General features: G+C 32.1%; 15 protein-coding genes. 5 read left to right on the plus strand and 10 right to left on the minus strand.

What is annotated here, in order from left to right; genetic code table 11:
- Positions 1-283 precede the first annotated feature (283 nt).
- Positions 284-844 (plus strand): 5-formyltetrahydrofolate cyclo-ligase, encoded by a 561-nt coding sequence (locus AX016_RS05385; protein WP_100894640.1) that lies wholly within the window; start codon positions 284-286, stop codon positions 842-844.
- On the opposite strand, the gene AX016_RS05390 is transcribed toward AX016_RS05385, so the two are convergent.
- From AX016_RS05390 to ileS, 4 genes are read right to left on the minus strand one after another with little or no spacing between them, the layout of a single operon-like run.
- Positions 816-1,454, minus strand: coding sequence for a lipoprotein signal peptidase (locus AX016_RS05390; protein ID WP_100894641.1), 639 nt, complete (start codon positions 1,452-1,454; stop codon positions 816-818). The genes AX016_RS05385 and AX016_RS05390 overlap by 29 nt on opposite strands.
- 33 nt (positions 1,455-1,487) lie before the next feature.
- On the minus strand, positions 1,488-2,108 hold the full coding sequence (locus AX016_RS05395) for a DUF4097 family beta strand repeat-containing protein (protein WP_100894642.1): 621 nt from the start codon (positions 2,106-2,108) through the stop codon (positions 1,488-1,490).
- 37 nt (positions 2,109-2,145) lie between these two features.
- The gene (locus AX016_RS05400; RefSeq protein ID WP_100894643.1) at positions 2,146-2,529 is read right to left on the minus strand and encodes a TraR/DksA family transcriptional regulator; all 384 of its coding nucleotides are present in this window, start codon (positions 2,527-2,529) and stop codon (positions 2,146-2,148) included.
- A gap of 5 nt (positions 2,530-2,534) precedes the next feature.
- Positions 2,535-5,936 (minus strand): isoleucine--tRNA ligase, encoded by a 3,402-nt coding sequence (gene ileS / locus AX016_RS05405; protein WP_100894644.1) that lies wholly within the window; start codon positions 5,934-5,936, stop codon positions 2,535-2,537.
- A gap of 345 nt (positions 5,937-6,281) precedes the next feature.
- Here ileS and AX016_RS05410 point away from each other — a divergent pair, with 345 nt between their 5' ends.
- A complete protein-coding gene (locus tag AX016_RS05410; RefSeq protein ID WP_100894645.1) occupies positions 6,282-6,725 on the plus strand; it encodes a hypothetical protein in 444 nt (147 codons plus the stop codon).
- Positions 6,726-6,794: 69 nt separating this feature from the next.
- Here the strand turns inward: AX016_RS05410 and AX016_RS05415 are convergent, their stop codons facing one another.
- The 4 genes from AX016_RS05415 to AX016_RS05430 form a co-directional block, all read right to left on the minus strand.
- Entirely contained in the window at positions 6,795-9,206 is a 2,412-nt protein-coding gene (locus AX016_RS05415; protein WP_100896808.1) for a TonB-dependent receptor plug domain-containing protein, read from the minus strand.
- A gap of 1 nt (position 9,207) precedes the next feature.
- Positions 9,208-9,927 carry a DNA repair protein RecO gene (recO, locus tag AX016_RS05420; RefSeq protein WP_100894646.1) on the minus strand — a complete coding sequence of 240 codons (720 nt, stop codon included), beginning with the start codon at positions 9,925-9,927 and terminating at the stop codon, positions 9,208-9,210.
- Positions 9,928-10,042: 115 nt separating this feature from the next.
- Entirely contained in the window at positions 10,043-11,386 is a 1,344-nt protein-coding gene (gdhA, locus tag AX016_RS05425; RefSeq protein WP_100894647.1) for an NADP-specific glutamate dehydrogenase, read from the minus strand.
- A 105-nt stretch (positions 11,387-11,491) separates the two neighbouring features.
- Positions 11,492-12,646 (minus strand): cystathionine gamma-synthase, encoded by a 1,155-nt coding sequence (locus AX016_RS05430; protein WP_100894648.1) that lies wholly within the window; start codon positions 12,644-12,646, stop codon positions 11,492-11,494.
- A 73-nt stretch (positions 12,647-12,719) separates the two neighbouring features.
- Here AX016_RS05430 and AX016_RS05435 point away from each other — a divergent pair, with 73 nt between their 5' ends.
- A complete protein-coding gene (locus AX016_RS05435; RefSeq protein ID WP_100894649.1) occupies positions 12,720-13,469 on the plus strand; it encodes a DUF3298 and DUF4163 domain-containing protein in 750 nt (249 codons plus the stop codon).
- Positions 13,470-13,509: 40 nt separating this feature from the next.
- On the opposite strand, the gene AX016_RS05440 is transcribed toward AX016_RS05435, so the two are convergent.
- The gene (locus AX016_RS05440; RefSeq protein WP_100894650.1) at positions 13,510-13,971 is read right to left on the minus strand and encodes a DinB family protein; all 462 of its coding nucleotides are present in this window, start codon (positions 13,969-13,971) and stop codon (positions 13,510-13,512) included.
- Between the two features lie 100 nt (positions 13,972-14,071).
- On the opposite strand from AX016_RS05440, the gene AX016_RS05445 reads away from it, so the two are divergent.
- Together AX016_RS05445 and AX016_RS05450 are read left to right on the plus strand one after the other, a co-directional pair.
- Complete coding sequence (locus tag AX016_RS05445) at positions 14,072-14,428, plus strand: arsenate reductase family protein (RefSeq protein WP_100894651.1); 357 nt, start codon at positions 14,072-14,074, stop codon at positions 14,426-14,428.
- Positions 14,421-15,320 carry a DMT family transporter gene (locus tag AX016_RS05450; RefSeq protein WP_100894652.1) on the plus strand — a complete coding sequence of 300 codons (900 nt, stop codon included), beginning with the start codon at positions 14,421-14,423 and terminating at the stop codon, positions 15,318-15,320. Before AX016_RS05445 ends, AX016_RS05450 begins: the two co-directional genes overlap by 8 nt.
- Here AX016_RS05450 and AX016_RS05455 read toward each other — a convergent pair.
- Entirely contained in the window at positions 15,317-15,796 is a 480-nt protein-coding gene (locus AX016_RS05455) for an acyl-CoA thioesterase (RefSeq protein ID WP_100894653.1), read from the minus strand. The two genes, AX016_RS05450 and AX016_RS05455, sit on opposite strands and share 4 nt — an antisense overlap.
- Between the last annotated feature and the right edge of the window lie 15 nt (positions 15,797-15,811).

Below are 15,811 nucleotides of genomic sequence, written 5' to 3' on the forward strand. Positions count from 1 at the left end.
TTTTTGTGAAATGGTCTTTGCTATTTTAAGACTGTTAAAAAAAATTATATATTGGTATAATACTTCAGTCTAAAGTAGTTATTGCACCACTAAAATAACTCTTAATCGGTAAAAAGATACTTTTTATCGATATTTATAAATTATTTTGTTTACATTGTAGTCCTAAACTTTTGAAAAGCATGGAGTTATACGTTGTGGCAATGGGTGCTTATTTATTAATGATGATTTTTTTGGTAATTTACGAAGCCATTTCATCTAATGAATAATACACTATTTTTAACGAATGATAAAAAAGGAATTACGCGCTAAATACGTTTTGCTCAGAGACAAGTTGTCTAAGGAAGATGCGGAGGACAAAAGCATAGAAATAGCAAACCAGTTATTAAAACTGCCAATTTGGGATTATAGTTATTATCATATTTTTTTATCAATAGAAGAAAAAAAAGAAATAGATACTGGCTCTATACTGGCAATACTGCAAGGTAAAGACAAGAACGTTATTTTACCTAAAATGAATGCAGATAATACGCTTACCAATTACTTGCTTACAGATAGTACTATTATAAAAAAGAATAGTTACAATGTACCAGAACCAGTAGATGGTATAGATATTTTACCAAATAAGATTGATGTTGTTTTTGTGCCGCTTTTAGCTTTTGATAAAAAAGGCAATAGAATAGGTTATGGTAAAGGTTTTTATGATGCTTTTTTAAGCGAGTGTAAACCAAACGTTTTAAAAATTGGGTTGTCTTTTTTTGAAGCCGAAGATGTAATTACAGATGTTTATAAAGATGATGTGCCTTTAGATTATTGTGTTACGCCTCTACAGATTTATCAGTTTTAGATCCAAAAGCTTTTTTGTTAAAAACTAATAGTATACCAACACCTGTACTAATTGCAGTATCTGCTACATTAAATACGGGTTCAAAAAAACTAAATGTGTTTCCGCCAATTACAGGGATCCAAGATGGCCAAACTGCATCTTGTACAATAGGAAAGTATAACATATCTACAACTTTACCATGAAAAAGACCGCTGTATGGATCGTCTGAAAACAGTGTAGCAACCTTGCCAAAGCTCTCGTCAAAAATAACGCCGTAAAAAACTGAATCTATAATATTACCAAGTGCGCCTGCAAATATTAAGGATACTGCTAATATTAATACTTTTGGAGCGTGCTTTTTAATAGTGTCAAACAACCAATAACCAATACCAGCAACTGCAAATAGTCTAAATACAGTTAATACTAATTTTCCTGTGCTGTCTGCAATAGGAAAAATATCACTTAGTTTTGCGCCCCAAGCAGCCCCTTCGTTTTCTATAAACAAAATTTTAAACCAGCTAAAGATTTCAACAGACTGTTGGTACGTAAAATTTGTTTTTACGTATATTTTAGATATTTGGTCTACTAATAAAATTAGTAATACTATTAAGGCAGATTTTTTTAAACTCATTCTTTAAAAGATAGATTTTGCAAAAATAGACAATTATTTGGTTTTAGTAATATGTATGTCTCCGGTAATAGAAGATAAGTTAAAATTTGTATTGCCTTTAGTAAGATTGTCTGTGTATATTTTACCGTATTTTGAGTTGGCTTTTACAGTAGCATAATTGCTATTTACTAAAATATTACCGCTTTGTGTGGTTGCACTTATTGTTTCTGTTATTTTTTCTAAAGAACAAAAACCATCAGACAATGTAATGTTTAAATTTTTATAATCTCCAGTAGCAATAACATTAGAGCTTTTACCATATAGCTTCACATTTTTATAGGCAGGTAAAATAATTTGTAAAGAAATAGATATTACTTTGTGTGCGCTGAGTTTATCGTTAGGGCTAATAAAAGTTGGGCTAAAGCCTGTTGTAATAAATATACTGGCGGCATCTTCTTTAATTTCAAGGAGTAAATCTTTTTTATACTCACCATCTATGTTAGCAGAAACGGTAACTTCTTCTGTATTGGCTGTTTCTAAGGTAACCTGGTAGCAGTTTTCGGTGTTTATATTTATTAACGAAATATGGTCATTAACCACTGTTTTTTCTACAATTTTCTGAGCACTCAATAAATTGATGGAAGCAAATAAAAAAGTAAGTAATGTTAGCTTCATATAGTGTATTAAAAAACGCCCTAAAAAGGGCGTTTTGTTATTTCTGCATATTTTTAGCTTCTATACTAAGTGTAGCGTGTGGTACTAATTTTAATCGTTCTTTATTAATTAGCTTACCAGTAACTCTACATATACCGTATGTCTTGTTTTCTATACGTAATATTGCATTTTTTAAATCGCGAATAAACTTTTCTTGGCGTATTGCCAATTGAGTATTTGCTTCTTTGCTCATTGTTTGTGAGCCTTCTTCAAAAGCTTTAAATGTTGGTGAGGTATCATCTGTACCATTATTACCATCATTCATATAAGAACTTTTTAAAAGTTCTAAATGCTCTTTAGCTTTGTTTATTTTTTCAGTAATAAGAACTTTAAATTCTTCTAAGTCTTTGTCACCGTATCTCACGTTTAAATCTTGCGCCATAGTTTTTAATGTTTTTGGATAAACAATTTTGTATTTACTTCATCAAAAGCAATAGTTGTGCCATTGTCCAGTTTTTCCTCAAAATTAAGTTCCGCTGTTAATGTTTCAGTTTTAATATAAGTTATGTTATCTGCAACAGCATTCTCTACATAACCGTCTTTTAATATTTTAATATCAATTTTGTCTGTTACCTCAAAACCAGATTCTTTTCTTAAATTCTGAATTCTGTTTACTAGCTCCCTAGCAATACCTTCTTTTCTAAGATCTTCACTAATTGTAACATCTAAAGCAACAGTTAAATTACCAGAACTAGCAACTAACCAACCCTCTATGTCTTGAGACAAAATTTCTACATCTTGTAGCTGTAAATTAATACTTTTATTCTCAATTGCAATAATTATTTCGCCATTTTGCTCAATTTTTTGGATGTCATCTTGGTCTAACTCTCTTACTGCATTGGCAATCAGCTTCATATCTTTTCCGTACTTAGGGCCTAAAACTTTAAAATTTGGCTTTATTTGTTTTACCAAGATGCCAGAGGCATCATCTAAAAGTTCAATTTCCTTTACGTTTACTTCAGATTTTATTAAATCTGCAACAGCTTCTATCTCGTGTTTTTGTTTTTCGTCTAGTACAGGAACCATTATTCTTTGTAATGGTTGGCGTACTTTTATTTTTTCTTTTTGACGAATAGACAATACTAAAGATGATATAGTCTGTGCTTTTTCCATTTTACTCTCTAGCTCTTTATTTACAAGTGCTTCATTGTATTTTGGAAAGTCAGCCAAATGTACACTTTCAGCTTTTTCTTTAGTTGTTGCTTGGGTTAAATCTTTGTAAAGTCTGTCCATAAAGAACGGAGCAATAGGAGCAGATAGTTTAGCAACAGTTTCTAAACACGTATAAAGTGTTTGGTATGCAGATATTTTATCTTGTTGGTAATCTCCTTTCCAGAAACGTCTTCTACACAAACGAACATACCAGTTACTTAAGTTTTCTTGTACAAAGTTAGATATTAACCTTGCGGCTCTTGTAGGCTCATAATCGCCGTAAGCTTGGTCTACTTTGTTTATTAGTGTATGTAACTCGGATAATATCCATTGGTCTATTTCTGGGCGTTCGTTTAAGGCAACATCATTTTCTGTGTAGCTAAAATTATCTATGTTAGCATATAAAGAAAAGAAAGAGTATGTGTTGTATAATGTACCAAAGAACTTTCTTTTTACTTCTGCAATACCTTCTAAGTCAAATTTTAAGTTGTCCCACGGGTTTGCATTAGAAATCATATACCAACGTGTAGCATCTGGTCCAAACTCGTTCATAGTTTCAAAAGGATCTACAGCATTGCCTAAACGTTTAGACATTTTTTTGCCGTCTTTATCTAAAACTAAACCGTTAGATACAACGTTTTTATAGGCAACAGAATCAAAAACCATTGTAGATATTGCATGTAATGTATAAAACCAACCACGTGTTTGGTCTACACCTTCAGCAATAAAATCTGCAGGATATGCTTTGTTGTCGTCTATTAAGTCTTTATTTTCAAACGGGTAGTGCCATTGTGCGTAAGGCATAGAGCCGCTATCAAACCAAACATCTATAAGATCACTTTCTCTTTTCATTGGTTTTCCGTTAGCAGAAACCAATGTAATTTGATCTACAATATTTTTATGAAGGTCTATTTTGTCGTAGTTGTCTTCAGACATATCACCAACAACAAAGTCCTCAAAAATGTCTTTTTCTAAAACGCCAGCAGCAACAGCTTTAGACATTTCTTCTTTTAATTCTTGTACAGAGCCAATTATTATTTCCTCTTTACCATCTTCGGTTCTCCAAATTGGTAACGGAATTCCCCAATAACGAGATCTAGATAAGTTCCAGTCATTTGCATTAGCTAACCAGTTACCAAAACGTCCTTCACCAGTAGATTTAGGTTTCCAGTTTATGGTTTCGTTTAGGCTAAACATTTTTTCTTTAACGTCTGTTACCTTAATAAACCAAGAGTCTAGTGGGTAATACAATATAGGTTTGTCTGTACGCCAGCAGTTAGGGTAACTGTGTACGTATTTTTCAACTTTAAAAGCTCTGTTTTCTTCTTTTAGTTTTATGGCTATTTCTACGTCTATAGAACGTTCTGGTGCTTCACCATCGTTGTAATATTCGTTTTTAACGTATTTGCCACCAAGTTCTTTTAGTTCTGGTCTAAACTTACCTTGCAGGTCAACTAAAGGAACAGGGTTATCATTCTCATCTAATACCAACATAGGTGGTATTTCTGGTGTTGCTTGCTTTGAAACCATTGCATCATCTGCACCAAAAGTAGGAGCGGTGTGTACAATACCAGTACCATCTTCAGTGGTAACAAAGTCACCAGATATTACTCTAAATGCATTTTCTGGATTTTGGTAAGGAAGCACATAGTCCATTAGTTGCTCATAAGTAGCATCAACTAAATCTGTACCTTTTACTTCTGCAATAACTTGGTATGGTATTTTTTTGTCTGATGAGCTATAGTTTGTAAAGTCATCATTGCTTTCTGCTTCAATAAATTTGCCGCTAAATTGTTTGCTTAACAAGTTTTTGGCTAAAATTACTTTAACAGGTTCAAATGTATATTGATTAAAAGTTTGTACTAAAACATAATCTATTTTAGGTCCAACTGTTAATGCTGTATTAGATGGTAATGTCCAAGGAGTTGTTGTCCAAGCTATAAAAAAGACATCGCCTTCTACATTTTTAAATGCTTTAGGTAGCGTTTCTTTATTGGCCTTAAATTGAGCAGTTACAGTAGTATCTGTTACATCTTGGTAAGTACCTGGTTGGTTTAGCTCATGAGAACTAAGACCAGTACCAGCTTTAGGTGAATATGGCTGTATAGTATAACCTTTGTAAATTAGATCTTTGCTATATATTTGTTTTAGTAGCCACCAAACAGACTCCATATACTTAGACTTGTAAGTAATGTACGGATCTTCCATATCTACCCAATACCCAACTTGCTCGGTCATTTTATTCCAAACATCCGTATAGCGCATTACAGCTTTTTTACAAGCAGCATTGTACTCCTCTACAGATATTTTTTTGCCAATATCTTCTTTAGTAATACCTAACTCTTTTTCTACACCAAGTTCTATAGGTAAACCGTGGGTGTCCCAACCAGCTTTACGCTTTACTTGGTACCCTTTCATTGTTTTATAACGAGGAAAAATATCTTTAATGGTACGTGCCATAACGTGGTGTATGCCAGGCATACCATTTGCAGAAGGTGGACCTTCAAAAAATACATATCCTTCTCCGCCTTCTCTATTGGTAACACTTTTTTCAAAAATGTTATTCTCTTTCCAATATTCTAGTATGTTCTCTGCTACCTTAGGTAAATCTAATCCTTTATATTCCTTAAACTTCATATTAAGTGCTTCTGGTACTACATTTTAATGTTTGCAAAACTAATCATTTTTGTGTAAATATTGCTTTTAATACATTAAAACGAAATCCGTTTTTAATCGTTTTCTTTTTTTAACTGATTTTTAATTGATTTACAATGTAACTGTGAGGAAATTAGTTGCCATTTGTAGGGATAGTAAATCTTTTTTTAACGTTTATAAAACATTAAATTTAAGTTGTTTGCTAATATTTTTGTGTTTTTATTAACAAATTAACCAAAGTTTTTTTAGGTTTGTACATCTAAATTATGTTTTAGAACGTAAATTAGATGTAACATATATTATAACAAACAATAAAAACTAAAAAGAATGAAAAAATTAATCTTAGGTTCTGCTTTAATGTTAGCTTTAAGCGTATCATTTGTATCTTGTAAAGAAGCTACTGACAAAGCAAAAGAAGCAACAGAAGCAGCAGAAAATACAGCTAATGAGGCTGTAGATGGTGCTAAAGAAGTTGTTGAGGAAACTAAAGAAGCTGTAACTGAAGCTGTAGACGGTATTCCTAGTTTTGACGATGCTGCAGTAGCAGAATACGTTAAAACATACGACGAATACGTTAGTGAATATAAAGAAGCTGCTGAAAGCAAAGATATGACTGCTTTTGCTGCTCTTGGAACAAAAGGACAAGAATTGGCTACTAAATCTCAGGATGTTATGAAAAACCTTTCTGCTGATGATGCTAAAAAGTTAACTGAATATATGACAGCTAAGTCTAAAGAATTGCAAGAGTATGCAACTAAAATGACTAACTAAGATATATTTTTAAATATACTTTAAGAGCCCGATTATTTATTTAATCGGGCTTTTTTGTGTCTAATTTTTTTAAAATTGATAACTAATAGATGAAATTAGGTTTGCTCCTGGTGCAACAATACCAGATGAATATGTTCTGTAGCGTTGGGTAGTAATGTTTTCCCAGCCAACAGTAGCTTTTAAATTATTTGTTATTTTATAACTGGCATTAAAGTTTAGTGTTTGCCAATTTGGGCTATAAGGATTTCCATTTTTATCTGAAGCATAAATATACCCTTTACTTTTTTCAGAGTTAGATAAGTTATTATAAGATACTTTGCTATTAAAGTTGAAAAATAAATCAGTCTTTAATTTGTCATTTTTCCATATCAAATGTATATCACCAAAAGTTGGCGCTACGTGTCTTCCTGGAGATTCTGTGCCATCTTCCTCTTCTTCAATACCTTTTGTAAAAGTTACATTAGACGTTAAAGAAAGGTGCTCTGTAAAATAAGCATCTACTCCAAGTTCTACACCGTGAACATAAGCTTTTGCCGCATTTTGCATAGCTTGCACATTGCTTAATTCTCCGTGGTATTCTATTTCGGTTTCACCATTAAAAGTAAAATCTCTACGAACTAATGCATCTACTAAGTATGTGTAAAATGCAGCAGCATTAACTATTATTTTGTCATTAAAATTCTTTTGTATACCTAAATCTACGTTATAGGCATATTCAGCTTCTAAATTAGGGTTTGGGACAACTACAGATCCTGGTTCCGAGTCAAATATTTTGCCAACATCATCAATATTAGGAGCTCTAAAACCTGTAGAACCATTAAATGTTACCTGTAGACTTTCTTTAGGAAACCAACTTAAACCAATACTACCTGTTAATGCTCCTGTATTTAAATTTGCATTATCAAACGGAAAAGGATAAAAAGTTTTGTCAAATTCTGCGTTAATCCAAACGTGACTATAGCGTAAGCCAGATAGTAAAGTTAGGTTTGGTTGTGCCTTGTATTCTGCATTAACATAGCCAGCTGTAGTTTGCCAAGTAGCGCCATCTGGGTATCTAGATGCTGCATTAGTAATTTGGTTGTTTTCAATATTAGTTTCAAAACCGTTAGAGTTTACTTTGTTAAAAATATATTCTAACCCATAATATAAACGTAAATCTCCAATGCGTTTATTCTCTAGATCAATATTTGTAGACAGTGCGTGTACGTTTTCTTCAGTGCTACTAAGTATAGTAGATTCAAAATTTCTATCGTTTCTACTTTCTCCAAAGCGTTGGTAAGCAGTATTTACTTTTAGTCTGTCATAAAATTTACCTTTACCTTGGTGTTGTACTCCAATTTTTGTCATAAACCACTCTTGAGGTCCATAATACCATTCTGCAGAGCGTAAACCCTCACCATCACTGGTTGGTCTAATTAAACGGTCATACCTGCCGTAGTCCGATGTTTCTGAAAAATAAAACCCTAAATCATAATTCCAATTATTATTAGGCTTAAAGGCAATTTTTTGCATTGCATTTATTTGGTTGTAACCAGTACCAATCTGTTTTTTAGGGTTGCTATTATTTACTAATAAATCCTTCCCGTTTACAGTTTTTATATAATTAGATCTTAAATAAGAATCTGGGCCATTGTTACCCATTTTTAAATCATCAAAATTAGTATAGCTAACACTAGTTAAAAACGCCCATTTTTGTTTTCCGTAGTTAATATTTGCATGGATTGTATTTTCTGTGTTTGCAGTAGAATATCTATAAGTAGTATTACCTGTAATAAAAGGATCTTTAGACTTTGAAAAGATTGGTTTTTTGGTATAAAAATTTAAAACTCCACCAATAGCGTCACTACCATAAATAACAGATCCTGGGCCAAAAATAACTTCTGTGTTTTGTATAGAAAATGGATCTATAGAGATTACATTTTGTAAATTTCCACCTCTAAAAATTGCGTTATTCATACGTACGCCATCAACAGAGATTAATAACCTGTTGGTTGCAAAACCTCTAATCATTGGGCTTCCGCCACCAAGTTGACTTTTTTGCACAAATATTTTACCGCTCTTTTGTAATAGATCTGCTGCCGTCTGTGGATTTGTAAAAGTTATAGTTTTTTCTGTAATAGAGGCTACCTTTTGTGGAACATCTTTTTTTTGTTGTTCCCATTTAGAGACCGACATAACAACACCGTCTAGCTCCTCTGCAGTTAGTACCATATAAATGGTATTTCCTCTTTTTAAAAGTAAGTTTTTAGTTGTTTTTTTAGTTTGATATCCAATGTGTTTTAAAGTAATTTTTTCATCTTTATTAAAGATTGAAACATCTGCACTACCATTATTAGCTGTTAATGCAGTTTTGGTTTTATCAATATTAAAAATAGCAACATCTGGTATTGGCTCTTTTGTATCTTGGTCTATAATGATAATTTCTTGCGCAAAAGCACTAGAAAAAATCACAAAAAAAAGTATAAAAAAAGTACTACGCATACTAACGAAAAATTTCATTTAATATAACAAGAGACTTTGGTTTTCTAAATCCTTGTAAGTGTAATTCAAAATATAAGATAAGCGATTTTAATAACTCTTGCCTATCAGTTTTATTCATTTTAACTGTTTCTATTGCATCAAAATTTATGCCTAAGAAGGTTTTAAAGTAATTTAAATTTTTTCCTTCTAATATGGGGTTTAGAGTGGGTTTATTGGTAAAACTTCCTTCTAATAAATCAAAATAGAAAAAATCATCATTTTTATTGTCAGGATAAAATCCTAAATACTTGGTTATGCTTAATAAAAAATGAAGATGAAAATTAGCTATTTGTGTTTCTGTGTCTAGCCATTGTAGTGCAGCTTCTATATAGTTAAAAAGGTTTTCATTAGGCTCTTCTTCTAACAAACTATTACTTAGCATTTCTGCTAAAAATTGCGTCATTGCATTTTTTGCAATATTAGTGTGTAATGTTTGGTAGTGATAACTAGTTTTAGCTTCTCTAATGCTTTCTAGAGTACCTTTATTTTTATGTGTAGCAACAAGTTCTAATTGAGTTAAAGGTTGGAAATAAGCCGCTTTAATTTTTCCTTTTTTTGAAGATAAAATTCCTTTTAGTAAGTAAGATTTTAACCCGTCTGATAACGTATATGTTTTTACAATTAAACTATTGTCGCCATATTTAAGTGCAGAAAGTACAATAGCTTTTGTGGTTACTTGCATTAGTTGTTTTTAGGTACTGTAAATATAGTGATTTGAAGAATTATTATTTTTAGATTGAAAATAAAAAAGCTCCATTAAGAAAACTTAATGGAGCTTTTAAAATATATGTTATGTTTTAAATAACGCCTTGAGCTAACATAGCGTCTGCAACCTTAACAAAACCAGCAATATTTGCTCCTTTTACATAGTTACAGTAGCCATCTTTATCCTTACCGTACTCAATACATGAATTATGAATATCCTCCATAATTGTTTTTAATCTTTGGTCTACTTCTTCTCTTGTCCAGCTAATACGTAAAGAGTTCTGAGACATTTCTAAACCAGAAGTTGCAACACCACCAGCATTAGAAGCCTTACCTGGAGCAAATAATATTTTTGCTTCATGATACTCATGAATAGCTTCTGGAGTAGAAGGCATATTTGCACCTTCAGCAACACAAATACATCCGTTTTTAATTAATGCTTTGGCATCATCACCACCTAACTCATTCTGCGTAGCACATGGTAAAGCAATATCACAAGCAACATTCCAAGGAGTTTCTCCTTTATGAAAAGTTGCAGAAGCATATTTATCTGCATATTCAGATATACGACCTCTTCTATTGTTTTTAAGATCCATTACAAAAGCAAGTTTCTCAGCATCTATACCATCTTTATCTAAGATGTAACCCTGAGAATCTGATAATGTTAAAACTTTAGCTCCTAATTGTAATGCTTTTTCTGCAGCAAATTGTGCAACATTACCAGAACCAGAAATAACTACATTTTTACCAGAAAAATCTTGTCCTTGAGTCTTAAGCATGCTTTCTGCAAAGTAAACTGTACCGTAACCGGTAGCTTCTGGCCTAATTAAAGAACCACCCCAAGAACGTCCTTTACCTGTTAAAACACCAGTAAACTCATTTCTTATTTTTTTGTACATTCCAAAAAGGAATCCTATTTCTCTACCTCCAACACCAATGTCACCAGCAGGTACATCTGTATTTGGTCCAATATGGCGACAAAGTTCTGCCATAAATGCATGGCAAAAACGCATTACTTCATCATCAGATTTTCCTTTAGGGTCAAAATCAGATCCACCTTTACCACCACCCATTGGTAGTGTAGTTAAACTATTTTTAAATACCTGCTCAAAAGCTAAGAATTTAAGAATACTTGCGTTTACACTTGGGTGAAAACGTAAACCACCCTTATAAGGTCCTATAGCAGAGTTCATTTGTACTCTGTAGCCTCTATTTACATGGATGTTTCCATTATCATCTACCCATGATACTCTAAAAGAAATTAATCTTTCAGGCTCTACCATACGTAAAAGTATGTTTTTGCCATTGTAAATATCATGATCAGCAATATAGGGGATTACTGTCTCGGCAACTTCTTGTACCGCTTGGATAAATTCAGGTTCATGACCGTTACGGGTCTTCACCTCATCCATAAATGCATTTATTTTTGCTTCCATATAGAAACCTTTATAATTGTTAAATTATTGAATTAAAATTATAACGGCAAAATTATACTATTTATATATTTTATACCGTGTTTTTTTAAAAATTTGATAAAATTATTATCCTATCGCTTGTTCTAGGTCATTAATTAGGTCGTTTTCATCTTCTATACCTACACTAAGTCGTATTAAAGAATCTACAATTCCGCTTTTTTCTCTGTCTTCTTTAGGTATACTTGCATGCGTCATACTTGCTGGGTGACCAGCCAAACTCTCCACGCCACCTAAAGACTCAGCTAATGTAAAAATCTCTAATTTTTCGACTATTTTAATGGCATCTTTATAATTAGCTCCTTTTGGTACAAAAGATAGCATACCTCCAAAATCTTTCATTTGACTTTTTGCTATTTCATAATTAGGGTGAGTATCAAAACCAGGCCAAAATACGTTCTCTACCTTAGGGTGCTTAGCTAAATATGTTGCTATTGCTTTCCCATTTTCACAATGGCGTTGCATTCTAACATGTAATGTTTTTATACCTCTTAATACCAAAAAACTATCCATAGGCCCGCAAATTGCACCACTAGCTTTTTGTATAAAATATAGTTTGTCTGCTAATTCTTTATCGTTAACAATTAAAGCCCCCATAACAACATCACTATGTCCGCCTAAATATTTTGTGGCAGAGTGCATAACTATATCTGCACCTAAATCTAAAGGTGTTTGCAAATAAGGAGTGGCAAAAGTGTTATCTACTGCTAAAGGTATATTGTGTTTTTTTGCTATTTTACTTGCTGCAACAATGTCAATAATATTCATCATTGGGTTTGTTGGTGTTTCTACCCAAATAAGTTTTGTATTATTGTTAACGTAGTTTTCTATGTTTTTAGCATTGGCCATATCAATAAAATGAAATGTAATGCCAAATTTTTCATAAACCTGTTTAAATAAACGATAGCTGCCGCCATATAAATCGCTTGTAGAAATAACCTCGTCGCCAGGACTTAAAAGTTTAATAACGGCATCTATAGCAGCAATACCGCTCCCAAATGCTAGTCCATAATTTCCGTTTTCAATACTGGCTAAAGATTTTTCTAAGGCTGTTCTAGTAGGGTTGGCACTTCTAGAATATTCATATCCTTTATGTTGGCCAGGTGTAATTTGTGCGTATGTAGAAGTTTGATAAATGGGTGGCATAACAGCTCCGTAAGCCTTATCTGGTTCTTGACCTCCGTGAATAGTTTTGCTGTTAAATTTTAAGTTACTTTTGCCCACACTTCTTTATATATAACACAAATGTATCGTTATCTTTGCAGAATACAATGCGCTTGCACAATCTTATTTAGCTATGAATCATAAATTTTTCTTATTCCTTTTTTTAGTCGTATTAATTGGTTGTAATAACAAAAAAGAAATTTCTTTTGAGACCTTAACTATTTCAACAGAAAAAGAAATAAATAAACCTTTGGTTGTAGTAAATGTACCAAAAGCCATAAAAGAAACAAAAGTAGCGGCAGCAATTAATAAAGTTATAAAAGATAAAATAATTTCGCTTTTAATTTTTGATGACGAGGTGGTTGTTGATAATATTGATGATGCCATTTCTTCTTTAAACGAAGAGTTTTTAAGTGTAAAAGAAAAATTACCAGGAGATGCAACACGCTGGGAGGTAACCATAGATGGCGAAGTAGCTTATGAAACTGATAAAATAATTACAATAGATTTAGAAACTTACGAATTTACAGGAGGTGCGCACGGTTATGAATCTAGTATTTTATTAAATTTTGATGCTGTAAAAGGAGAATTAATACCAAATGAAGAATTGTTTGCAAGTAAAGAAGCATTTTATAATTTGGCAGAAGCTACATTTAGAGCTCAAGAAAAAATACCAACAGACGTTCCTATTAATGATACTGGTTTTATGTTTGAAGAAGAGGTTTTTACTCTGCCAGATAACATAGGTTATACTAAAACAGGGTTAAGATTGCTTTACAACACATATGAAGTTGGCTCTTATGCAGACGGGCAAATAGAAGTTTTATTACCATATGCAGAAGTAAACAAAATGTTAGCAATAAAAGGTAAAGAAAAAGAGTAACTTTTAAATAAAAATTACTCTCTGGTAGTTGTTCTTGTTGTTATTTGCCAACGTTTCTTTTTAGGGCTAAAATAGCACCTATATGTATTCCTTCATGTAAGGCATTAAATTTCATAGCTTCTACAGCGTTACTTAACGTTACATTAAGGCTTGTTGTGTATGCGTTGTAATTTTTAAAGTTGCCCGCTTTGTAATCTGCTTCTGTTTGTTTTAAAGTAGAAAACAAAAGATCTTTAATTTGTGTTATTTCTTCATCAGTAACTTTTCCATCAGGGTAAGTGCCTTTTTTAAATTTTTCTACCATTTCATCAGAAACAAGCATAGGCATACCACTAAACTTGTATACTAATAGTTGTTGTGTAACTACAACGTGTGCAATGTTCCACCAAATATTATTATTAAAGTTTTTAGGTATTTCTAAAAGTAATTCTCTAGGAGTTTCTTCTAAAATTTTAAGTAATATTTTTCTAATTTGCTTAGAAGTGTCAAGTAAATATTCCACAATTATGTTTTTTGATAAAAATAGTACAATTCAATCAAATTGGGTTTCTTTGTAGTCAGTTTTTTGTTTCTTAAGTTAGATTCTAAATAGTTAAAATAAAATGAAGAAAATATATCATTTAAGTACTTGTGACACTTGTAAAAGAATTATAAAGGAACTACAGCCTTTAGATGGTTTTGAATTACAAGATATAAAAACCGAAAACATAACAGATACTCAACTAGAGGAAATGTATGGTTTAACGGGGAGTTATGAAGCATTGTTTAGCAAAAGAGCACGTTTGTATAAAGAAAAAGGCCTTGCAGATAAACAATTAACAGAGGAAGATTATAAAAGCTTAATATTAGAACACTATACCTTTTTAAAACGACCAGTTATTTTGGTTGGTGATGCTGTATTTGTTGGCAATAGTAAAAAAGTTGTTGCTGCAGCTAAAGAAAAAATTCAGGGTGAGTAAAAGAACACTGGCCATATTAGCCTGTTTAGGGGCAACTACAATTTATGGTTTAAACCATACTATTGCAAAAGGTGTTATGCCAACCTATATAAAACCTTTTGGTTTTATTATGGTACGTTTATTAGGAGCTTCTTTTTTGTTTTGGTTGTGTTCCTTATTTATACCTAATCAAAAAATAGAACGTAGAGACTGGGGCAGATTGTTTTTGTGTGCCTTAACAGGTATGGGTATTAATATGCTTAGTTTTTTTAAGGGGTTAGAATTATCTACGCCAATTAATAGTGCGGTATTAATTACAATTGTACCCATTTTAGTAGTTGTAATGTCTGCTATTTTTATAAAAGAAAAAGTAACACTACAAAAAGGCTTGGGTATTGGATTAGGATTGATAGGAGCATTGTTTTTGATTTTGTACGGAGCAGAATTAAGACAGGATGCACCCAATATTCCGTTGGGTAATATTTTATTTGTTGTAAACGCTATTAGTTTTGGTACATATTTAATATTGATAAAAAAGCTATTAGAAAAATACCATATGTTTACATTGTTAAAATGGCTGTTTACAATTGGTCTTGTACTTTGTTTTCCGGTTACAATTTCAGAATTTAGAGAAATTGAATGGAGCACAATACCAACTAGTGGTATTGGCTCTATTGTGTTTGTTATAGTAGGAACTACGTTTTTAACCTATTTATTTAACGTATACGGGTTGTCAAAATTAAAAGCATCTACAGTAAGCGCTTTTTCTTATGCACAACCACTAATAGGTATTTTATTTGCGGTAGTAACGGGTAAAGATACTTTAACTACGGTAAAAGTGGCGGGCACAGTTTTGGTTATTTTAGGGCTGTACTTGGCAACTAAAAAACCCAAATTACCAGTAAATGTCTAAAGTGGTAAATCTTTAGGAACCTTTGCAAATTTACGTGTGTCTTCTTTTGTAAGTATTTTAAAATCATCAGCTTTTTCAACTTTAGAAAAAGCATTCATAAACTCTTCAGGTAAGCCTGTTAAGCTTCTTGTTTGTAAGTTTATCCAAGCGCCTAGTATTTCGCAATGAGCAAAATTCCTTCCTTTAGAATCAAAAAAATTATGATGAAATTTAAAAAATTTTCCATCTTCACTTAACCCCATTAATTCTAAAGATACTTTTACTGGTTTACCAAAAAAAGCTTCTTTAAAATAATAGATGTGTTCATAAAAAACAACAGGTCCTATTTTGTTATCGGCCATAGATTTCTGGTTAAAACCCAATTCCATTAAAAAGCCCATTCTAGTTTGGCTCATATAATTTACATAAGCAGAATTGGCTAAGTGCCAGTTAGCATCAATATCACTCCATCTAATTTCAAACTCTTTTAAGTACATATTTTTTAGAATTAA

The organism is Cellulophaga sp. RHA19, from assembly GCF_002813425.1.
GTDB lineage: Bacteria > Bacteroidota > Bacteroidia > Flavobacteriales > Flavobacteriaceae > Cellulophaga.